This is a genomic window from Candidatus Nitrospira neomarina, assembly GCF_032051675.1.
Taxonomy (GTDB): Bacteria; Nitrospirota; Nitrospiria; order Nitrospirales; family UBA8639; genus Nitrospira_E; species Nitrospira_E neomarina.
In genome coordinates this window covers 1,035,503-1,055,968 of the sequence record NZ_CP116968.1, presented here as the reverse complement: position 1 = coordinate 1,055,968, position 20,466 = coordinate 1,035,503, and the positions used below count along the sequence as shown (strand labels likewise).

Genomic DNA, 20,466 nt, shown 5'->3' with positions numbered 1-20,466 from the left:
AATCCGCTATGGCCATGCTTGCTTAGGGGATATGCCCAAAATCAATAATGGTCTGTTCGACGCCCTGCGTTTGATCCCGCTCAATATCCTGATATAAGGACTCGACCGTGCTCTTCACAAAAGTCTTTGACTCCTCCTGTCCCTGTCTACGCTGAGTCAATTCGAAGAAAATTCCACTGCCGGGAAAAAGGGGATACGTAAAACGCTGACGGAGCGGACCGAATCCATCCCGACCTTCTTTTACGGGTCCGCTGAATTTCACGCCATGGGCTTCCCATTCCTGGCACACGGTTTCGATGTCGTCCACTTCCAACGCGACATGCTGAATGCCTGGCCCAAACCGTTCGACAAACTCCGTAATCTGTGATTTCCCGGTTTTATCCCGGCCTTGCATAAGGGCCACTCGAATGTTGTTCCGCTGAACCACAATGGTGTCCATGCTAGATCTGTCGGATCCCACATCATCGGCAGACCAGATCGTTCGGAAACCGAGAATGTTGTTAAACAGGTGTTCGGCAGCATGAAGATCATTCACACAAAGGGTAATGTGATCAATTCCAACCGTGTCACCCATTGGATTCTCCTTCCCTATCAGGAATATGAAACGGCTCCTGCAGACCTCATAAATCTCAGTGTCGTCCGGTCTGTCATTAGCCTTAGCCAGCAAATTAATTATAACTTACCATTAAAAAATAATCATTGGCAATCTTTTATTAAATTATCAATTAAAATGGTCCCTACAATATCCTTACTATATGCAATCATTGCTTGTTATCTATAAAAGTTTTATTATGATAATAACATTTTATCATTTAATTCATGACTGGCAATCACCACAGAAAGCTACTGGAATTGGACTTACTTATAGGTTCCGATTAAGGAGGCCACCATGTCAGGATTTTATCGGGAGATGCGGGAGTTCGTACTTCATCATGGTGCCATTAACAACTCTTACCTAAATTGGTTTAAAAAGGGTGTCGCATCCGATGAAGAACTCTATGCGTTTGCAGTGGAGTTTTATAACTTTGCCCGGTTCTTTCCAAAAATTCTTGTCGCACAACTGGTCAACACCGAGGACGAATCCATAGCGGAGGAATTGACACGGGTTTTGTACTCAGAATTAGGGGAGGGAAATCCTGAGAACAGACATGAGTTGCTCTATCGGCATTTCCTGCGTTCCCTCGACATCGATCTTCATCAAGCCCTGACTACACCGATGATGCCTTCTACCCGGGCCTATATTGAGGGGTTGGAAGAATTGTACAGCAGCGGACTCCATGAACAAGCCATGGGAGCTTCATTTGGCCTGGAAAACATGGCAATTACCATGTGGGATCACCTCATTCCCGGCTTACAGGCTTTGCGTCGTCAAAGATTTCCCGACCTTGATATGAGGTATTTCACCTTCCATCGTGAACTGGAATCCACTCATGAGGAAGCCATGGTGCATGCAGTTGCGGCCATGGAAGGACATGGCTCTGCTCAGGGGACACTCTCTGTTCAGGAGCAACAGGATTTTCACGACGGCGTCCGACAGGTTCTGAACTATTTAGAGGGGTTCTGGATGGGTCTTGAGCGTCAACGCACGATGAACATCCCCAACCATCACGGGGCGCATTCCAGGAACAGGCATGTCACACTCGGAGATGCGCGATGAAAGAACCCTTGGTTAAGGATGAAAATGGCCTTCGCTCACGAGACCTCATGCTAATCCGGGGATGAGTACTTAGAGGGTAAAACGGATGATTGAAACGATTTCCTTGAATAAACATATTCAAGAGGCCCATCGGAACGAAAACCCGCTCCTCGAAATCCCCTATTCTTCGTTTGCGAATTTTTTTCAGCAGCGGGTGGCCGATCCGGCACTGAGGAAAGAGGTGTACTTAACATATTACGACGATTCCGGAATGGTTCGAAGCTATACCTATGAGGAATTCGGAAACGCCGTCAATCGAACCGTGACCTTCCTGCGTGAGCAACTGGAGGTCCAACGGGGCGATCGCATTGCCACCCTGCTGTTTAATCATGACTTTACTGTGGTGATGTATTATGCCGCCTGGGTCCTGGGAGCCGTGGTGGTGCCGATTGATATCAATGAAACCGAAGACCGCCGCTCCTACATTCTGGAACATTCAGAGGCCTGCGTGGCCTTTTGCTGGGGAACCGAATACGAAGCCCTCCAGGATATCCGGAATCGACTCCCCCATCTTCGGCATCTCGTCTCTCTCGGGAATGGAACCTCACCGCTCATGAACATGATGGGTCAACCTCGCCCAGCTCAAACACACAACCACGGAACTCTCGATCAAGCTGCTCTCCAGGATGACGCATTGATTGTCTACACCTCCGGAACGACGGGACCGCCGAAAGGAGTCGTGCTCACGATTGAAAATCTTCTCGTCGATGCCCACGGCATTGCAAAATGGCACCGATTGGAAAAAGGTCATTGCCTCATGTGTGTGCTGCCGATCCATCATGTGAACGGAATTGTTGTCACACTCCTCACCCCATTTTACGGACAGGGCAGGTCCGTGCTGAACCGGCGTTTTCGTCAGTCCGCGTTTTGGAACCGAATCCAGGATGAAGGGGTTACCTGCGTGAGCGTGGTCCCTACCATTCTGGAGTTCCTGCTGGAAGGAGCTCGGGATAACCGGCAATACCGGCTTGACCATTTTCAAGGATTGATTTGCGGGGCCGGCCCTCTCCTAAAGGACACGGTGTCACGGTTTGAGCATCAATTTCATGCTCCGGTTCGTCATGGGTACGGACTATCTGAAACCACGTGTTATGCCAGTTTTCTCCCCGTTAACCTTTCCGCACAAGAACACAGGCACTGGCTCACGGACTATGACTATCCATCCATTGGCCTCGCCATTCCTTACAACGACATGGCGATTCTCAATCCCCAGGGACAACCGGTCGGCGAGATGGAAAGGGGGGAAATTTGTATCCGCGGACAAACGGTGTGTTCAGGTTACTTGAAACGACCGGATGCGAATGAGGAAAGTTTCCGGTGGGGATGGTTCCGGTCGGGAGATGAGGGGTTCTTCGTTCGTGATCAGGCTGATCGCCCGTATTTTTTCATATCCGGGCGACTGAAGGAATTAATCATCCGCGGGGGTGTGAATATATCACCCTTGGAAATTGATGAAGTACTCAGAAAACACCCTTCCGTCAAATTCGGTATGGCCGTTTCATTCGAAAACCGTCTCTACGGAGAAGAAATTGCCGGATACCTCGTGGTCAAAGAACATATGCCGCAACCTTCGGAAGATGAAATGGTCACATGGTGCCGCAAGACATTGCCCTTTGCCAAGTGTCCCAAGGTCTTTATGTTTGGCCAGGAAGTGCCCTATACGACAACGGGGAAGCCCAAACGTTTGGAGTTAAAGGCGAGGTTGAGCTCGGCATTGGCACGCTATTGCGACGTCCAATTCCGCTCTGTGCAACGCGGCTCAACTCCAAAGCATCAGACGGCTTGAGGAGGTCGTCAGCGAATAGGAGAGTGACATAACGTATCACCCATACCACACCCAATGACCAACAAGAGGATAACTATTCATGTCTAGACAAAAGGAGAGTGTTATGGAGATTTCACAATCTGAATTTCTCCACCTCTATTATTTCCTTAAACTCACCAGAGCGTTGGAGGAACGAGTGACCACTTTGTATCGGCAAGGTCGCATCGTCGGTGGTGCATACACCAGCCATGGAATGGAGGCGATTTCGGTGGGTTATGCTTCCGCCCTTCAGACCGATGACATTATCGCCCCCTTCCACCGGGATATGGGCGCGTTCTTAGTCAGAGGCATTACGCCGGGTGAAGTCTTAGCGCAATATCTTGGCAAACGCACCGGACCCACCAAAGGAAAGGACGGCAACGTGCATATGGGCGACCTGAAACGTGGCATCATCGCCTTTGTCAGTCATCTGGCTGACAATCTTCCCGTTGCGACCGGAGTGGCTCTGGCGTTTAAGCTGCGCGGTGAATCCCGTATTGTCGCCGCCAATACAGGAGATGGAGGGACCAGTCGGGGAGATTTTCATGAAGCGTTGAACTTCGCGTCCGTTCGCCGGCTGCCGGTGGTGTTCTTTTGCAATAACAACCAGTACGCCTACTCCACCCCTCTTCACCATCAGATGGCCATCAAAGATGTCGTCGAACGAGCAAAAGCCTATGCCATACCCGGTGAAATTGTGGACGGAAACGATGTCGCCTCCGTCTTTCTGACGGCACAACGGGCCTTTCAACGTGCCAGGAACGGAGGGGGTCCCACCTTTATCGAATGCAAAACCATGCGTATGCACGGGCATTCGGAGCATGATTCCGCCAAATATGTGCCTCGAGAACTCTTGGAGGAGTGGAAGAAGAAAGATCCCATTCTGAAGGCGGAACGTCGGCTGAAAGAATTGGGGTATGCCGGTCAACCCGAATTTCAGGAAATTCATATGAGGGTTGAAAAGGAAATTGAATCCGCCTTGGAGTTCGCGGAACAAAGCCCTCTTCCGGAGGGTTCAGAAGCGTTGGAAGGCGTCTTTGCGGCTAATCCCGTGGAGGTACTGATATGACCACATCCGCTATCACACATGAAGTGACCTATCTGGAAGCCATTTCCCAAGCCCTTGATGAAGAAATGAGCCAGGATGAACGGGTCTTCCTGATGGGAGAAGATATCGGCCCTTACGGCGGGGCATTTCGTGTCACGGAAGGGTTTCAAGATAAGTATGGTGAATGGAGAGTGCTGGACACCCCTCTGGCGGAATCCGGAATTGTCGGCGCCGCAATTGGAGCGGCGATGATGGGCATGAGACCCGTGGTTGAAATGCAATTTGCGGATTTCATTTCCTGTGCGTTCGATCAAATTACCGAGATGGCCGCCAAGAATCACTATCGCTGGGGAGCAGAGGTGCCTCTGGTCATCCGCGCACCCTTCGGGGGAGGGACTCATGGAGGGCCCTTCCATTCCGTGTGCCCGGAAGCCTGGTTCTTTCATACCCCCGGGTTGAAACTGGTGGCGCCCTCAACTGCTTATGACGCCAAAGGATTGTTGAAGGCCGCGATCCGGGATCATAACCCCGTCATTTATTTTGAACATAAATTTTTGTACCGGCGCGTGAAGGAGGTGCTTCCTGCTGAAGAGTATATCGTCCCGATCGGGGAAGCCGAGATCAAACGGACAGGAAGCGAGATCTCCGTCATCACCTATGGAGCCATGGTCCACGTGGCATTAGAGGCAGCCGAGGCCTTGGATCAGGAAGGGATCGACATGGAAGTCGTGGATCTTCGCACCCTGAGCCCTCTTGATACCGACACCGTCAAAGACTCGGTTCGAAAAACGGGGAAAGTGATTATTCTCCACGAAGATACGAAGACCGGAGGAATCGGTGGTGAAATTGCTGCGATCCTGGCTGAAGAATGCTTCAACGCACTTGATGCGCCGATTATGCGGATCGCAGCCCCCGATATTCCCGTGCCCTATAGTCCCCCGCTGGAGGACTTTTTTCTTCCGAACGCTCATGACGTCATCACCGCCGCCCGCCAATTGGCGGCCTATTGAGTACACAGGGGAGTAATTCATGGCCACCGACATCGTCATGCCGCAGTTAGGTGAAAGCATTGCCGAAGGTACCATCGTGAAATGGCTCGTTCCGCTGGGGGCCCAGGTAAAAAAAGATGATTCCCTGTTAGAGGTGGAAACCGATAAAGTCGCATTGGATATTCCTTCCCCGGCGACCGGAGCCTTAACCGAGATTTTGATTCAGGAAGGGGAAACGGTCCCGGTGGGCACCCTTCTTGCGCGACTCGATTACCATTCCGAATCCGGAAACGGTGATTCCGCGACAAGCACAATTCCGGTATCGTCCGGTCACGGCCACTCAACAATCTCAGGATCCCCTGACCTCCTCTCACCGGCTGTTCGAGACCTTGCCGCGAAGCACCAGGTGGACCTCAGCCTCATCACCGGAACAGGCATGAATGGACGGATTACCAAAAAGGACATTCTGGAATTTCTGGACAAACAAGGTCTGGCCGGAAAAGAGTCCGGCGAGTCGCTAAAGGGACAGCCCGCATCAGTGACCTCTTCCCCTGAAGAAGAGGTAATTCCGCTGAGCTCCATGCGACGAACAATTGCGGAACGCATGGTCAAGAGTCGACAGACCGCAGCCCACGTGGTGACGTTCTTTGAAGCCGACTTCACAACAGTCGAACACACCAGACAGGAGTTGCATCTGACCTATCTGCCTTTTGTGATCAAAGCGGTCACGCAGGGGATTCACGCCTTTCCGATTCTCAATTCCTCCTGGTCTGCCAAAGGTCTCATCATTAAGCATGCCGTTCATATTGGTATAGCTGTCGCCGTAGAAGAAGGATTATTGGTTCCAGTCATCAAGCATGCCGATCAAAAAGATCTTCGGCAATTGGGTACGGAAGTCGCCGATCTGTCTCAACGGGCACGAAGCAAACAACTCCAGCCCGAGGAAGTCCAAGGAGGGACATTTACCATCACCAATCATGGAGGGACCGGCAGCCTCTTCAGCACCCCGATCATCAACCAACCGCAAATCGCCATTCTTGGCGTTGGCGCTGTTCAGCGGCGAGCAGTAGTCGTGAACGAGTCCATTGAAATTCGCTCCATGGCCTACTTGAGCCTTGCCTTTGATCATCGGGTCATCGATGGAGCCACAGCCGATCAATTTATGCTCATGGTGAAATCTGTCCTGGAACAACCGGCATGGGAGGTCACCTCATGACTGAGACCAAATACGGGGTCATTGTGAGCGCGGTCCGCACTCCCATGGGAAGCTTTCAGGGCGTCTTCAGCCCGGTTCCCGCTACGAAACTTGGAAGTCTGGCCATTGCCGAAAGCTTACATCGGGTTCACCTGTCAGGGGCGTTGGTGGACGAGGTCTATATGGGTTGCGTGTTGGCTGCCGGACTCGGACAGGCACCCGCAAGGCAAGCCGCGCTTGGAGCCGGCCTGCCCGACTCGGTGGGCGCAACCACCATCAACAAGGTCTGCGGGTCCAGTCTTATGGCCATCATTATGGCCACTCAGGCCATTAAATTGGGAGAAGCCCGCATTCTGGTTGCCGGAGGCATGGAAAGCATGACCGGCGCCCCGTATCTCTTGACCAGGGCCAGACAAGGCTATCGGCTTGGTCATGGGGAACTGGTCGATAGCCTGATCAAGGATGGCCTCTGGGACGTCTATAACGATTTTCACATGGGTCAGGGTGGGGAACTCTGTGCGTCCAAGTATCAACTCAGCCGGAAGGCCCTTGATGACTTTACGATTGAAAGCTATCGCCGGGCCCGCATGGCCATCGCGACCGGTGCCTTCAAACAGGAAATCGTACCCGTCGAAGTGCCTCAAAAAAAAGGCGGGCCGATTCTCGTGACCGACGATGAGGAACCGAATCGTGTCAATCTTGAAAAACTGTCCAGTTTGAAACCCGTGTTTAAAGAAGACGGCATGCTGACGGTCGGCAATTCCCCATCTTGCAATGACGGTGCGGCAGCCCTTGTCCTGATGGAAGAAAGAGAGGCCGAACGCCATGGCATCAAACCGTTGGCACGAATCATCGGGTATGCCGGCGCCGCATTAGCACCCGAGTGGTTTACCATCGCCCCGGTTCACGCCATCCAAAAAGTTCTGAAGCAGACAGGTCTGACCATCGAGCAGATTGATCTCTTTGAAATCAATGAAGCCTTTAGCTCGGTGTCTCTCGCCATTAACCGGGAACTCAACCTGGACCCGGCAAAAGTCAATGTGAACGGAGGTGCCGTGGCGCTTGGCCATCCAATCGGAGCTACCGGCGCACGGATGATGACCACCCTGCTCTACGCACTGGAAGCCAGAGGTGGCCGTTTGGGGCTTGCCAGTCTCTGTATTGGTGGAGGCGAGGCCCTGGCTGTCGTGATCGAACGCATGCCCTAGCACATGGTATTCACGCCCCCGATCACGTTTCGGTTTGGACTGGAGGAGAAGCGTACATGCCATCACAGGCCATACAAACCATTGGTGTCGTAGGAGCCGGCCAAATGGGTGCGGGCATTGCGTTCGTATCTGCGCTCGCAGGCTGTGAGGTCTTCCTCTACGATATCCACACCGGATCCCTGGAAGCCGCTCTTGAACGCATTCACAAGGGACTCGCCAAACAAATTCAGGATGGCATCATCCCGGCTTCGGAGGGCGAAGCGGCCTTAAAACGAATCCGGACCACCCAATCCCTCGGGGATATGACTGATCGTCACCTGATCCTGGAAGCCGCCCCCGAAAATTTTGAAATGAAATGCGAGCTGTTCCAAGAGCTTGGCGCAATCTGCAAACCGGAGGTGATCCTGGCCAGCAATACCTCCTCGATATCCATCACAAAACTGGGGGCCATGTCGGGGCGAGACGCTCAGGTCGCCGGCATGCATTTTATGAATCCGGTCCCAGTCATGAAATTGGTCGAACTCATTCGAGGTTTGCGAACCAGCGATGAGACCATCTCGCTTCTCGCCGGACTTGCCGACCGCATGGGAAAAGTTGTGGTGGAATCCAAAGATTCTCCGGGTTTCATTGTCAATCGCCTGCTCATGCCGATGGTCAATGAAGCCATTTTTGCCTTAGCCGAAGGCATCGCGACCGTCGACATGATCGACAAGGCCATGACTTATGGCACCAACCACCCTGTAGGCCCACTGGCCTTAGCCGATCGTATCGGTTTGGATACCGTGCTCAACATTTGCGAAATTTTATATCAAGAATTCGGCGATCAAAAGTTTCGCCCGTGTCCGCTTCTTCGAAAATATGTCGAGGCGGGTTGGTTGGGTCGAAAGTCAGGAAGAGGATTTTACACCTATCAACCTTGACCCCCTTGTCAGGATATGACGCCATGAAGATTGCTCACGATTCACCGGTGGTCCATCAGAAGGATTCGGCTGAAAAACGTCCGGCCTCTCATTATCCTCAGGACCGGAAGACGCCCTGTACGGCCTTGTCCGGACTGCCGATTGCCGAACAATATACGCAGGAAGACCTCAGAGATTGGGATCCTGAACGTGACCTCGGGCATCCTGGAGACTTTCCTTACACACGTGGGATTCACCAGACGATGTACCGCAGTCGGCTATGGACGATGCGGCAATTCGCAGGGTTCGGGACGGCTCATGACACCAACGCCCGTTTCAAATATCTCCTGGATCAGGGACAAACCGGTCTGAGCGTCGCGTTTGATATGCCGACCCTCATGGGCCTGGATTCAGATGATCCGCAGGCTCTTGGGGAGGTAGGCTATTGTGGGGTCGCAATTTCGTCTTTGGAAGACATGGCCACACTCTTCGACGGAATCCCTTTGAATCGGGTATCGGTCTCCATGACGATCAATGGCCCGGCCGCCGTGATATTCGCCATGTATCTCACTCTGGCTGAACGGCAAGGCATCCCGCTGACTCGGCTCAATGGCACCCTGCAAAACGATATCCTCAAAGAATATATCGCACAAAAAGAATGGTTGTTCCCCCCTGCACCCCACATGCGGTTGATCACGGACACCATCGGCTACTGCAGTGAACACGTGCCGAAATGGCATCCCATCAGCATTAGCGGGTATCACATCCGGGAAGCCGGATCCACCGCCGTGCAGGAACTGGCCTTTACCCTGTATAACGGGCTGACCTATGTCGAAGCCGCCGTTCAGGCAGGATTGCCGATTGACGCCTTTGCCCCACAACTGTCCTTTTTCTTTAATTCGCATAACGACTTTTTTGAGGAAATTGCCAAGTTTCGAGCGGCACGACGCGTGTGGGCGCAGGAGATGAAAGACCGATACCACCCCAACAATCCACGCTCGTTCCAGCTCCGCTTCCATGCCCAGACAGCAGGCTGTTCCCTCATGGCGCAACAACCCATGAACAATGTGGTGCGCACAACCCTTCAGGCTCTGGCAGCCGTGCTCGGCGGCACGCAATCACTGCATACCAATTCCATGGATGAGACGCTGTCTCTGCCCACTCAGGAGGCTGTGACGCTGGCGTTACGTACCCAACAAATCATTGCTCATGAAAGCGGGGTCACCAACACGGTTGATCCTCTGGCCGGTTCCTACTTTATTGAGCACCTCACCAACCGGATGGAAGAAGGTGCCCGCGAATACTTTCGCAAGCTGGATGCCATGGGAGGCATGTTGGCCGCCATCGAACGAGGGTTCCCACAACGAGAGATTCTGGAAGCGTCCCAGCACTACCAGGAGGAAATCGAACGGAAAGAACGTATCATCGTCGGGGTCAATGAGTACGTTGAGTCGGAGCAGTACACCATTCCCACCCTGCGAATCGGAAAGGAAGTCGAACAGTATCAGCGGGAACGTTTACGTTCGTTTCGCGCCAACCGGGACCCCAAGAAAGTGGCTGAAGCGCTTCACGAAATTCAATGGTTCGCACAATCCGGCGAAAATCTGTTGCCACACCTGATGCACGCCGTCAAAGCCAGGGCCACATTGGGAGAAATATGTGGAGCCTTAAAGGGAGTCTTTGGAACCTATCGTGAACCGGTTGTCTTATAAGTTGTCTCAGCCTGAGGACCACAAGCCATGTTGGCCTTCAGGACTTGATCCGTAAGGAGGTCACAGAGCAAACCGGCAGACGGATTTCACCAATATTCCTGTAGCCGAAAACCCTTTTCCTCAACACAGAAGGGACCAATCCTGTGAAACTTGGACAATTTAACATTTATCCTGTGACAGACGGCCGGTTCCGGCTTGACGGCGGAGCGATGTTCGGGGTGGTTCCCAGGGTAATCTGGGAGAAATGTTGTCCGGCCGACGATCACCACCGCATCCCGCTCAGCTTGACCTGTCTGCTGATTCAGGCACATGGGAAGAACATCCTCGTCGATACGGGACTGGGCTCAAAACAAGACAAAAAATTTCATCGAATGTTTGCCGTGGATCAATCCTCTTCGCTTCATGATGCCTTACACCACTACCGCCTTGCCCCGAAGGATATCGATATGGTGATCAATACCCATCTTCATTTCGATCATGCCGGAGGCAACACGCGGTGTGATGAAAAAGGACGGACGATCCCGACGTTTCCGATGGCACGCTATCTGGTGCAACGCGGAGAATTTGAAGATGCCATCAAGGCGAATGAACGGACCAAGGCCAGTTACCGTCAGGAAAATTTCATTCCTATTCTGGAACATCACCAATGTGAGTTTGTCACAGGCACGACCGAGTGGCTTCCCGGTGTCTCAATGGTGGTCACCCCCGGCCATACCAAATACCACCAAAGCGTCAAGATTGAATCCGAAGGACACACGGCCTTCTTTTTAGGTGATTGTATTCCCACGGTCTCTCACCTGCCCCTCCCCTATATTATGGGCTATGACCTCTTTCCGCTACAGACGCTGGAAACCAAACGATGGATTCTCGATCAAGCCTACGAGGAAGGATGGCTCCTGATTTTCGAACATGACCCCCGGATTGAGATGGGGTACGTCCACAAAGACCCGGAAGGCAAATATTTCTTGAAACCTGCAGAGGAAGCGAGAACAGCATGACCACAGCAACGACGCCCATTCGAGTCCTGATCGGAAAGGTTGGTTTGGATGGCCACGACCGCGGCGTGAAACTGGTAGCCCGGGCCCTGCGAGACTCCGGCGTGGAGGTCATTTATACCGGGTTGCACCAAACCCCCGAGCAGGTCGTCAATATCGCCATTCAAGAGGACGTGAACGCGATAGGCCTCAGCATTCATTCCGGTGCCCATACCTCTCTGTTTCCACGGGTCCTGGAATTACTGAAAACGCATCATGCCGAGGATATTGCCGTCTTCGGTGGAGGCATTATCCCCTCTGATGATGTCGGCCCTCTAATGGAAACCGGTGTGCGGGCCCTGTTCCCTCCCGGCACCTCGATGTCACGCATTGTGGAATTCGTGAAAGGACTGCCCCGATGAGACCCGTCTATATGATCAGCGGCGGGATCACAAAATTCGCCAAAGCCCATCCGGAAAAAGATTTTCGTCTGATGGTCAAAGAAGCCTATGACGCCGCCCTCCAGGACGTACCCGGATTATCGAAAGACATGATCGATGGAGGGGTCGGCTCCTATTTTTCAGATCATTTCACCCGCCAATCGATGGCCGGCAGCATGGCACACGATTATCTGGGCCTATGTCCCAAACCCTCCAAACGCGTCGAAGGGGGCGGGGCCACGGGAGGGTTGTGTTTCCAATCGGCTTGGGAAGCGATTGCTTCGGAGCGGATGAATTGTTGTGTCGCCTTCGGGTTTGAAACCATGTCCCGGGTCAACACCTGGAAAGGGAACGAATTTATTGCGTTGGCTTCCGATACGAATTTCGACTTTCCGGTTGGAGGGTTTTACAGCGGGTACTATGCCATGATGGTCAATCGCCATATGCATGAATTTGGCACCACGGTTGAACAGATGGCCATGGTCTCCGTCAAAAATCATCTGAATGCTCTGTACAATCCCTATGCGCAAAAAGCGAAACGGCTCACCGTCAAACAGGTTCGGGAATCGCCCATGGTGGCCACCCCATTGACCATGGAAGATATCTGCACCATGTCCGATGGAGCAGCCGTCTGCATTCTGGCGGACGAAACCATTGCGGAACAGGTCTGTGACCGGCCGGTGCACATCACCGGCATAGGCTCAGGGTCAGATGCCATGCGCATGGCTGACCGGCCGCATGGAAAAGTTCCGCTGCTTCCGCACGAGCAGGAATCCGATTATGCCCGGCTCAAATACCCCGGGGTGCATTCCTATCGCGGGGGGCGTATGGCAGCAAAACTGGCCTACGAAATGGCCGGCATCCGGAATCCACTGGAAGAATTAAGCTTTGTCGAACTTCACGATGCCTATACCTCCTCTGAAATTCAATCCTATGAAGATCTTGGGTTGTGTAAATATGGGGAAGGCGGCAGTTTTATTGAAAAGGGTACCCCGTTTATGCCGGGGATTGAGTATGGCTTGCCGTTACCGGACCAAGGACGACTCCCCGTGAATCCATCCGGAGGGCTCTTGGCCTGCGGCCATCCGATCGGAGCCACAGGTCTGATGCAGGCCGTCTTTGCATTTTGGCAATTACAAGACACGATCGAGAGGCATTTAGGCAGTCCGGCATTACAACTTCGCGATCCTCGACGTGGACTCATCCATAGTCATGCGGGCACCGGGACCTCTATCACGGTGTCGATCTTGGAGAGGACATAACCACATCATGAAACACTTCGAAACCTCAGAACAAACCTTGCCGGAACACAAAGGGGTCAATCTCTTTGGGGTCGATCCATTAATCATCCAGGACCACTACGACATTGATTACCGCCACAGTTATGCCCAGGATTCTCCCTTTTTTGTTGGATTGAGTAAAGGAGATCTGTTGGGATCACGGTGTACACGCTGTCAATATATGTACGCCACACCCCGATCTCATTGCATGGAATGTGGGGCAGCCACCACATGGGAAAAGCTTCCACTGACCGGATGCGTCCATACCTTCACAGTCTGTCATTATGGTAGCGAAAGTTTTCTCAAAGAAACCCCGTTTATCCTGACTCTGGTGGAATTTAAAAATGTGAACACCCTCTTTCTCACCCGTCTGAAAAATATTTCACCTGATCACGTTCACATTGGGCTACCGATCCGTCCGCGTTTCGCCAAAGCTCCAACATTTAAGGTGACCGATGTCTGGTTCGAACCCCTCGGCCTCACATAAATTCTTAACGATTCCCTCCGTAATCGAGGAAGTCCGAACCGGAAACATCAGAGCAATTTCCCGTGCCATTAGCTTGTTGGAATCCGATGGGCCGGAAAGAATAGCGGTCCTGGAGGGGCTCGAGCCTTTCTCCGGCCATGCACGCATTATCGGGATCACCGGGTATCCCGGCGCGGGAAAAAGTACCGTGATCGATCAATTGATTACGGCGTATCGCTCACAAGGGAAAAAGGTCGGTGTGCTGGCCGTGGATATCAGCAGTTCGTTAACCGGCGGCGCCATTCTGGGCGATCGCATTCGCATGCAGCACCATTCGTTGGATGATCGTGTCTACATCCGGAGCATGGGCACGAGAGGACACCGGGGTGGCCTGGCCCTGGCGACACAGGACGCCATTCACGTTCTCGATGCGGCCGGGTTTGATGTCGTGTTGATTGAAACCATCGGGATGGGACAGGAAGAGGGTGAAATTGCCCAGATAGCCCAAACGGTAGTTGATGTCGTCGCTCCCGGTCTTGGTGATGACGTGCAGGCCATGAAAGCTGGAATCCTGGAAGTGGCCCATATCGTCGTCGTCAATAAGGCCGATCATGCCGGCGCGCACGAAACCCTTCAGTCGTTGCGGGAATGGGTGCCACAGGTGTTGCTGGTGACCGCCACAACCGGAGAAGGTATTCCATCGTTGGTAGAGGCCATTACCCGCCACCAACAGTCCCTTGAAATTGAGGCACCCGTTTCCGGGTAAACGAACATATTCCCCGTAGCGTGTTACGGGCTGAACAATTGGGCCTGGCCTGAGTTTTATCGAAAGGTTCCCACTTTAGAAAAAGGGCTCTTTAGGAAATCGTGTGGATTGTTCGAACTAGACAGATCTGCGAAGAGAATCCCCTCCTTTGTAAGGAGGGGGCAGGAGGAGGTAGAGGCATCACATTGCCACTGTAACCAAAATTTTCCGATGCCCATCAAGATGCGTACGGATCCAAGACTCTACCCCACCTCAATCCTCCCCTTACAAAAGGGAGGAATGTGCCGTGGCCTCATCTCCGAGGCACATGGGCTTCAACAATATCCGATGAGGTTGCCCACGCATAACCCGGAAGAACTTAAAAAAAGGGGGTGAGGGGGATTTTCTGGTTCCCATTTTCTTCTGAATACCCCACAGTCTGGCTGAGGGATCTTTATTGAAAATCACGAATCATGCTACCTGCACCACTTCAACGACATTCGTTCTCACATTTTGAGATGTCCGAAGAGCGCGGATTTTTGCCTGTCCCCGACCCTCTTTCTTCCTGCTCACTCTGTCCTGAGCTTGAATGGCTCGGCCGGCAACTACCCAAGCTACTGGCGGCCCGCCAACTCCGAAACACCATCCACACGATGCAGGACCTCATTCCCGCCAAAAAAGACGACTGGACCCTCGCCACCTACCGATATGCCAACCGCATTCTTTCTTTTGCTGCGCATGGCTACATTTGGGAAAATCCGGACCACCCCCTCGACCGTCTCCCGTCCAACCTGGCCGTGCCCTGGTGTGAGGTGTCACGCCGGTTAGGCCGACCTCCCGTTTTGTCGTATGCCTCCTATGCGTTGGACAACTGGCGTAGTCTCGATCCTAAACGCCCCATCGAACTCGATAATGTTGTATTGCTGCAAAACTTTCTGGGTGGATTGGATGAAGAGTGGTTCGTGGCCGTCCACGTGGACATTGAAGCGAAGGCAGGACCTGCGATGGCCGCTATTCTTCGCGCGCAGGAAGCTGCGGGACGGGATCATGCCGATGAGGTGACCAAAGCACTCATGACTTTGGCTTCGACGATAGAAGGCATGTGCCTAACGCTGGATCGCATGCCCGAGCGGTGTGATCCCTATATGTATTATCACCGCGTGAGACCGTTTATTCACGGCTGGAAAAACAATCCGGCCCTTCCCAATGGACTCGTATATGAGAGTGTTGAAGAGTACCGGGAGGAACCACAATACTTCAGAGGAGAAACGGGTGCCCAAAGCTCAATCATTCCTGCACTGGATGCCGCACTGGGCATTACACACGCGGAAGATCCCTTAACCGTGTATCTCGCCGAGATGCGCCAGTACATGCCGCCTGCCCACCGCGCTTTTCTCGAAAGATTGGAACATCAACAGGACCATGCCGGCCGTCCCTTGCTGTCCGGATATAGTATGGACCACAAATCCCGCACCCCCGCCCTATGGCAGGCCTATCACGAATGTGTACAACTTCTGGCACGGTTTCGGGCCACACATCTGGACTATGCCGCGACCTATATTCATCAGCAAAGCGAGAAACAATCCACTAATCCCACCTCCGTAGGCACCGGCGGCACCCCGTTTATGGAATACCTGAAGAAACACCTGGAAGAAACCAAGGCGATCGGACCGTGATCAAGGCTATGAATCCCTTGTGGGGCAAGCCGTATCAATTCATCTTTTTGAATGTGTTGAGAGCGATGGGATCCGTGTCGATTCGGCAGGATGAATCAGAGCGAGAAGGTCATCGTCGACCAGTCGGAATGTCCTAACACAACAGCAACAAAATACCTAGGCCGGTCGTCCGGTCCAGTTGGTTGTTATGCCGCTTCACTTCTTTCCAAAAATAATTTCAATAGCACCGTTGCCATATACGGACACAGGCCGGTCTTTTTCCACAATTGAGCTTCTACGTCGCGAGGCCAAATCAAGGAAGGGGTTATCATTTTTCTCGGACCGCTTAAGGGGTATGCTGCATCATCCAATACTATCCATATCAAATTCCGTTCAACGCCTAAGAGAGTCCTTCAGCTGAATGGTGGACCGGAAGACCCGTCGATCCGGGCCGCCCGATGAAAGTCAGTGATTTCCATAAGGACGAGCAAAGCCCGACTTCAACAATGTCGGCTGTGCAGCGAAACTCAAACATGATATGCGGTGGCTGGAATTGAATTCAGCAAGGCATCCCCAAAGGCCGGGAATTTCCCCGGATTAAAGGGGACTGTCATGAGACTTCTCTCTGTGTTGGCTATTTTGAGACAGAGATATTCGACTTGCCCATTTTCTGGGATTGATGCACAATTTCGTGACAAAAGAATTTTCAGACAGAAGAAAGGAGGTTGCATGATTTCAGCTTAGACCATTGCAGGACACCGGCGGGTTCACACCAAGGAGGTCGCCATGCCTATATTGACACGATTGCAGGACTATCTCGATGAACGCAAGGTTGCCTATCAGCTAATACGGCATCAAGAAGCGTATACCGCCTCGGAGATTGCCCATACTCTCCATATTTCCGGAAAACTGTTAGCGAAGGTCGTGATTATCAAAGCGGACGATCGTTTTGTGATGGCGGTCTTACCCTCCAATCACAAAGTGGATTTCGAACGTCTCTCTGATGTGCTGGGAGGGGAACATGTGCGGCTGGCCACAGAAGGGGAATTCCAGGAATTGTTTCCTGACTGTGGTGTGGGAGCCATGCCGCCATTCGGGAATCTTTATGGCCTGGAGGTGTTTGTTGACGAATCGCTCACAGAGGATGAGGAGATCGTCTTTCAAGCTGGAACCCATCTCAGGGTGATAAAGCTCCGGTATCAGGATTTTGCCGACTTGGTCCATCCCAAAGTGACCAATTTCCATCTGGCAGCGGGAATCCCGGGGCATTGAAGTACAGTATCCTGCCCGTGGGACAGTTCAGCGGAATTACCCTAAAGGAATAATGTGCGGAAACCGTCCCAACGGAACCGTTCAATCCAGGTTGTTGCAACGCTAGTGGTTCTCCACTCTATCGAGTGAGTCTGAATGGAAACCCTTTCTACTATGCCTAAATGGGGGTACGGGAACATGTCCGAGTCATGATCCAAGTAAGTGATGAGGGGAAGACGAGCCATGAATATTCGAGGCAGCCAAGCTCATGACTGAGGAGTTTATTGGATCGCTCGTTGTGACCAATGCGACAGAAATCCGGGGACTGTTGACGGAACGCGAATTGATTAAAATGTCGTAGGGAAAGGAAAGATCCCGAGCAAGTTACAATTAAGGATACGAGCACTCCCAATCCTTTAAGGGTCAGCCCGAATGTTGATGCCGGCCACTGTTTGGATCTGATGAGGGAACACCATTGCCGACATCTTTTGGTCTACGATGGCGAAGAATTTGTGGGGATCGTGTCAGTCCGGGACCTGGTCGTGCTGTTACTTGAGGAGAAGGAAGAACTGATTCGGCAACTTGAGAAGTATATCACCTCATAGATAGGTCCCTCTCCCCGTCTTCACTCATGACTCCTGCCCATTCCTGCAAAGAAAGAACGGTTAACAGAAATTTTCAGGGGACAGGGAGACAATCCGTCCCGTCCCCTGGCCACCAAGGGCGGGGATGAGGCCGTACCTGCGGAGGGACGATGTTGAGACGAGCCGGAGGTAGAAGTGGCTCAACCCAACATCACTTTCTCCGCGAGCGAGACCATCACCCACAAGGGATTTTCCTTCGCACATAGGGCTGCTCCAATGATTCCTCCCGGAGCTGGATTGGGAGTATCCGACCTCCTCTCTTCTGTTCTCCTCCAGATATTGGGAATGGAGTCCCCGGACTGCTTGGAGCTTCCCCCGGGAAAAAGCCTCCGGTTATGGCCCTCGGCGATTATCATCATAGGATAGGGTTTCGTTTATTTCCCACGTCATAGCGTTTTCTTCCTCCAAAACCGTCAATTTGCCTCGATTCCATCTGCTCGGTCTGAAGCACATTAAACCATTTTTCCATTGCCCCCTTGCCGGCTTTCACAGGGCGTCAAGGCTACCCCATTCCTCAATACACCCGTGTCAGGTGGTCGATACTGTATTGTTGGCGTCCATCACCCCTGACGAATTTTCACCGTCGCCCGGGGCATCAATTCCATGGTCAGCTCCAGAATGCGATCCATGTTCACTGTCTTTTCCAAGGATGCCCTGGGAAAGGTCAGGCTCCAGATCAGAACGCCCGGAAGCAGGACCAGGAAAGCGATGCCATAGGCAATGAAAGCCTTCTCGCTCCAAAGCCCAGAAAAGGAAATTTGAACCCCAGCAGCCGATGGTGTGGCTCCAAGGGATGGCCTGATGCCCTGCTCCGATTGTGACAGTTGTGCCAATCGCATCCCCGGGGTTTCCGATCGGATGGAAGCGACGGTCAAGGCCTGCAACTGGGTTTGGAGGGCAGAGTGTTTCGTCCCGTATGCATGCTCCATTGAAGCTTTCTGTACAATCGCCTGGCCCATCCGTTCCTGAAGAAGGGCATGCAGGCGTTGCCGGGATTGACTTTCCTGAATGATCCATCGCCCCAATATAGCCTGGCTTTCGCCATTGAACCGTTCTTGTCCCAACACACCGTATTTGGCCGCAGTCTTGATTATCCGATCATTGACAGGCGCATTGAGGGTATTGGCCGTCAACAGACCAGACCGGACACCTTGGCCCGTTAAGGTGACAATGGATTTCCCCATGAGATATTGAAGTCGACCTTCACGTTCCGCTTGTGCCTGGACCAGGCGGGATTGCACGATTTCGGGTGTGGGGGCTTTGTTGTTAAACGCGTGGAGATTCTTGGAAGCGTGAGTCAGAGATGCCGCGACATGATCAATAGAGTTGTCAAAGGCATAGTCCAGCTTCGCCAATTCCACAATCCCTTCACCCATGCTGGTTTGGAGGGATTGCATGACACTCGTTGCCGTTATGGGATTATTCGCACTGGATGGGGTAGGGACTTCCCATGACCCATAGCTGGCCACGACAAGAAACAACCCTCCCACAATCGTGGCGAACATTCCTACTGCGACTATCACATCTAAGGGATCCACTCTGGGCTTCATAAACGCCACCTTTTCCTCTCCATCGGATGGGAAATTTCACATTCCCCTCTCCGACTATGTATTGAGATGAACCGCCCCAAAGACTGGGAGATAATTTTACTATCCGGATGTACCATGACGTTGGGGAGCACCCTCTCGCCCCGACTTTCCAAACTTGATGGATCTTCCGCCATAGGGTTGACAGCGTCGACATCTTGATACGCTGATGCCTCTCTGGGAACCGGAGACACATCAAAACCTGACTGCCCAGGTTCATTGGCTCCCGGCGAACCAAATTCGGGAACAACAGCCGCTCTCGTTTGATAGCCTGGGTAATCTGGTAACAGAGAAGGATTGGCAAGAGATGAAGGGTCGCAAAGAATTCCTCCTACGACGAGAATGACTATGATCGCCATACAGGTCATAGAATTTTCCTTCTTTTCCAAGGCCCTGTTTTCCCTATTCCTCTGAACCTTCTGATGAGTCATGGTGATGGCACTCTTCTTATTAATCCAGCAATTAATCCAGCAATTAATCCAGCACCTTCGCGCCCAACCCTGCGGATCGCAACATATTCCTGACCGGTGTTGAAAGATTCAAAAAAAACATTTTGTCGGACATGAGATGTTGGAGAATACCGGTCAGCGCATGGTTGGTGGTTCTCAGAGACGCGCAATCAAAAATGACGGGATGATCAAGACGTTGCATAATCAGGGTGAATTCTTCTTCCCATAACTCTGCGTTTTGTGTGGTAAGTGCACCCTCAATCTTAAACAACGTAAGTTGTTCGTTTTCGAAGACCTTGCGCATCCGAAAAAGTGGAACCAATGTTTCCGTCCAACTTTGCATCGACAGCGTGGACTCCCTCACTTGATACACTTGATACACTTGACGAAATTCACCCTTCAGGAATCATGAGAAGGAGCAAAAA

19 protein-coding genes are annotated in these 20,466 nt (G+C 52.3%); 16 read left to right on the top strand and 3 right to left on the bottom strand.

The features are described from left to right. Positions 1–22: 22 nt before the first annotated feature. Positions 23–574 (bottom strand): VOC family protein, encoded by a 552-nt coding sequence (locus tag PQG83_RS04705; protein WP_312747371.1) that lies wholly within the window; start codon positions 572–574, stop codon positions 23–25. Positions 575–889: 315 nt separating this feature from the next. On the opposite strand from PQG83_RS04705, the gene PQG83_RS04700 reads away from it, so the two are divergent. From PQG83_RS04700 to PQG83_RS04625, 16 genes are all read left to right on the top strand, one after another. Further along, entirely contained in the window at positions 890–1,657 is a 768-nt protein-coding gene (locus PQG83_RS04700; RefSeq protein WP_312747369.1) for an iron-containing redox enzyme family protein, read from the top strand. Positions 1,658–1,742: 85 nt separating this feature from the next. Further along, complete coding sequence (locus tag PQG83_RS04695) at positions 1,743–3,482, top strand: class I adenylate-forming enzyme family protein (RefSeq protein ID WP_312747367.1); 1,740 nt, start codon at positions 1,743–1,745, stop codon at positions 3,480–3,482. A 103-nt stretch (positions 3,483–3,585) separates the two neighbouring features. Next, entirely contained in the window at positions 3,586–4,569 is a 984-nt protein-coding gene (locus tag PQG83_RS04690) for a thiamine pyrophosphate-dependent dehydrogenase E1 component subunit alpha (protein WP_312747365.1), read from the top strand. Then, entirely contained in the window at positions 4,566–5,558 is a 993-nt protein-coding gene (locus tag PQG83_RS04685) for an alpha-ketoacid dehydrogenase subunit beta (protein ID WP_312747363.1), read from the top strand. Before PQG83_RS04690 ends, PQG83_RS04685 begins: the two co-directional genes overlap by 4 nt. A 19-nt stretch (positions 5,559–5,577) precedes the next feature. After that, complete coding sequence (locus tag PQG83_RS04680) at positions 5,578–6,753, top strand: dihydrolipoamide acetyltransferase family protein (protein ID WP_312747361.1); 1,176 nt, start codon at positions 5,578–5,580, stop codon at positions 6,751–6,753. Then, positions 6,750–7,940 (top strand): thiolase family protein, encoded by a 1,191-nt coding sequence (locus PQG83_RS04675; protein ID WP_312747359.1) that lies wholly within the window; start codon positions 6,750–6,752, stop codon positions 7,938–7,940. The genes PQG83_RS04680 and PQG83_RS04675 overlap by 4 nt, the downstream gene beginning before the upstream one ends. 56 nt (positions 7,941–7,996) lie before the next feature. Next, the gene (locus PQG83_RS04670) at positions 7,997–8,860 is read left to right on the top strand and encodes a 3-hydroxyacyl-CoA dehydrogenase family protein (protein ID WP_312747357.1); all 864 of its coding nucleotides are present in this window, start codon (positions 7,997–7,999) and stop codon (positions 8,858–8,860) included. A 23-nt stretch (positions 8,861–8,883) separates the two neighbouring features. Then, positions 8,884–10,551: an acyl-CoA mutase large subunit family protein gene (locus tag PQG83_RS04665; RefSeq protein WP_312747355.1), complete on the top strand. Its 1,668-nt coding sequence runs from the start codon at positions 8,884–8,886 to the stop codon at positions 10,549–10,551. Between the two features lie 143 nt (positions 10,552–10,694). After that, a complete protein-coding gene (locus PQG83_RS04660; RefSeq protein WP_312747352.1) occupies positions 10,695–11,549 on the top strand; it encodes an MBL fold metallo-hydrolase in 855 nt (284 codons plus the stop codon). Next, positions 11,546–11,947, top strand: a complete 402-nt coding sequence (locus tag PQG83_RS04655; RefSeq protein WP_312747350.1) for a cobalamin B12-binding domain-containing protein — start codon at positions 11,546–11,548, stop codon at positions 11,945–11,947. Before PQG83_RS04660 ends, PQG83_RS04655 begins: the two co-directional genes overlap by 4 nt. After that, entirely contained in the window at positions 11,944–13,227 is a 1,284-nt protein-coding gene (locus PQG83_RS04650) for a thiolase C-terminal domain-containing protein (protein ID WP_312747349.1), read from the top strand. The genes PQG83_RS04655 and PQG83_RS04650 overlap by 4 nt, the downstream gene beginning before the upstream one ends. Before the next feature lie 7 nt (positions 13,228–13,234). Beyond that, positions 13,235–13,732 (top strand): Zn-ribbon domain-containing OB-fold protein, encoded by a 498-nt coding sequence (locus PQG83_RS04645; RefSeq protein ID WP_312747348.1) that lies wholly within the window; start codon positions 13,235–13,237, stop codon positions 13,730–13,732. After that, on the top strand, positions 13,701–14,477 hold the full coding sequence (meaB, locus tag PQG83_RS04640) for a methylmalonyl Co-A mutase-associated GTPase MeaB (RefSeq protein WP_312747346.1): 777 nt from the start codon (positions 13,701–13,703) through the stop codon (positions 14,475–14,477). Before PQG83_RS04645 ends, meaB begins: the two co-directional genes overlap by 32 nt. Positions 14,478–14,929: 452 nt before the next feature. After that, complete coding sequence (locus tag PQG83_RS04635; protein WP_312747344.1) at positions 14,930–16,132, top strand: PrnB family protein; 1,203 nt, start codon at positions 14,930–14,932, stop codon at positions 16,130–16,132. 765 nt (positions 16,133–16,897) lie between these two features. Further along, positions 16,898–17,383, top strand: a complete 486-nt coding sequence (locus PQG83_RS04630; RefSeq protein ID WP_312747342.1) for an aminoacyl-tRNA deacylase — start codon at positions 16,898–16,900, stop codon at positions 17,381–17,383. A gap of 431 nt (positions 17,384–17,814) precedes the next feature. Beyond that, positions 17,815–17,967 carry a CBS domain-containing protein gene (locus PQG83_RS04625; RefSeq protein WP_376753552.1) on the top strand — a complete coding sequence of 51 codons (153 nt, stop codon included), beginning with the start codon at positions 17,815–17,817 and terminating at the stop codon, positions 17,965–17,967. Between the two features lie 599 nt (positions 17,968–18,566). Here the strand turns inward: PQG83_RS04625 and PQG83_RS04620 are convergent. Both PQG83_RS04620 and PQG83_RS04615 read right to left on the bottom strand, forming a co-directional pair. Next, positions 18,567–19,556, bottom strand: a complete 990-nt coding sequence (locus PQG83_RS04620; protein WP_312747340.1) for a hypothetical protein — start codon at positions 19,554–19,556, stop codon at positions 18,567–18,569. Positions 19,557–20,066: 510 nt separating this feature from the next. After that, positions 20,067–20,384 carry an STAS domain-containing protein gene (locus PQG83_RS04615; RefSeq protein ID WP_312747338.1) on the bottom strand — a complete coding sequence of 106 codons (318 nt, stop codon included), beginning with the start codon at positions 20,382–20,384 and terminating at the stop codon, positions 20,067–20,069. Between the last annotated feature and the right edge of the window lie 82 nt (positions 20,385–20,466).

Bases quoted from the DNA above. Each gene is read 5' to 3' on its own strand.
- PQG83_RS04635 (WP_312747344.1), top strand. From the start codon at position 14,930: ATGCTACCTGCACCACTTCAACGACATTCGTTCTCACATTTTGAGATG.
- PQG83_RS04685 (WP_312747363.1), top strand. From the start codon at position 4,566: ATGACCACATCCGCTATCACACATGAAGTGACCTATCTGGAAGCCATT.
- PQG83_RS04705 (WP_312747371.1), bottom strand. From the start codon at position 574: ATGGGTGACACGGTTGGAATTGATCACATTACCCTTTGTGTGAATGAT.
- PQG83_RS04680 (WP_312747361.1), top strand. From the start codon at position 5,578: ATGGCCACCGACATCGTCATGCCGCAGTTAGGTGAAAGCATTGCCGAA.
- PQG83_RS04700 (WP_312747369.1), top strand. From the start codon at position 890: ATGTCAGGATTTTATCGGGAGATGCGGGAGTTCGTACTTCATCATGGT.
- PQG83_RS04615 (WP_312747338.1), bottom strand. From the start codon at position 20,384: ATGCAAAGTTGGACGGAAACATTGGTTCCACTTTTTCGGATGCGCAAG.
- PQG83_RS04695 (WP_312747367.1), top strand. From the start codon at position 1,743: ATGATTGAAACGATTTCCTTGAATAAACATATTCAAGAGGCCCATCGG.
- meaB (WP_312747346.1), top strand. From the start codon at position 13,701: ATGTCTGGTTCGAACCCCTCGGCCTCACATAAATTCTTAACGATTCCC.
- PQG83_RS04675 (WP_312747359.1), top strand. From the start codon at position 6,750: ATGACTGAGACCAAATACGGGGTCATTGTGAGCGCGGTCCGCACTCCC.
- PQG83_RS04670 (WP_312747357.1), top strand. From the start codon at position 7,997: ATGCCATCACAGGCCATACAAACCATTGGTGTCGTAGGAGCCGGCCAA.
- PQG83_RS04650 (WP_312747349.1), top strand. From the start codon at position 11,944: ATGAGACCCGTCTATATGATCAGCGGCGGGATCACAAAATTCGCCAAA.
- PQG83_RS04665 (WP_312747355.1), top strand. From the start codon at position 8,884: ATGAAGATTGCTCACGATTCACCGGTGGTCCATCAGAAGGATTCGGCT.
- PQG83_RS04690 (WP_312747365.1), top strand. From the start codon at position 3,586: ATGGAGATTTCACAATCTGAATTTCTCCACCTCTATTATTTCCTTAAA.
- PQG83_RS04620 (WP_312747340.1), bottom strand. From the start codon at position 19,556: ATGAAGCCCAGAGTGGATCCCTTAGATGTGATAGTCGCAGTAGGAATG.
- PQG83_RS04655 (WP_312747350.1), top strand. From the start codon at position 11,546: ATGACCACAGCAACGACGCCCATTCGAGTCCTGATCGGAAAGGTTGGT.
- PQG83_RS04645 (WP_312747348.1), top strand. From the start codon at position 13,235: ATGAAACACTTCGAAACCTCAGAACAAACCTTGCCGGAACACAAAGGG.
- PQG83_RS04630 (WP_312747342.1), top strand. From the start codon at position 16,898: ATGCCTATATTGACACGATTGCAGGACTATCTCGATGAACGCAAGGTT.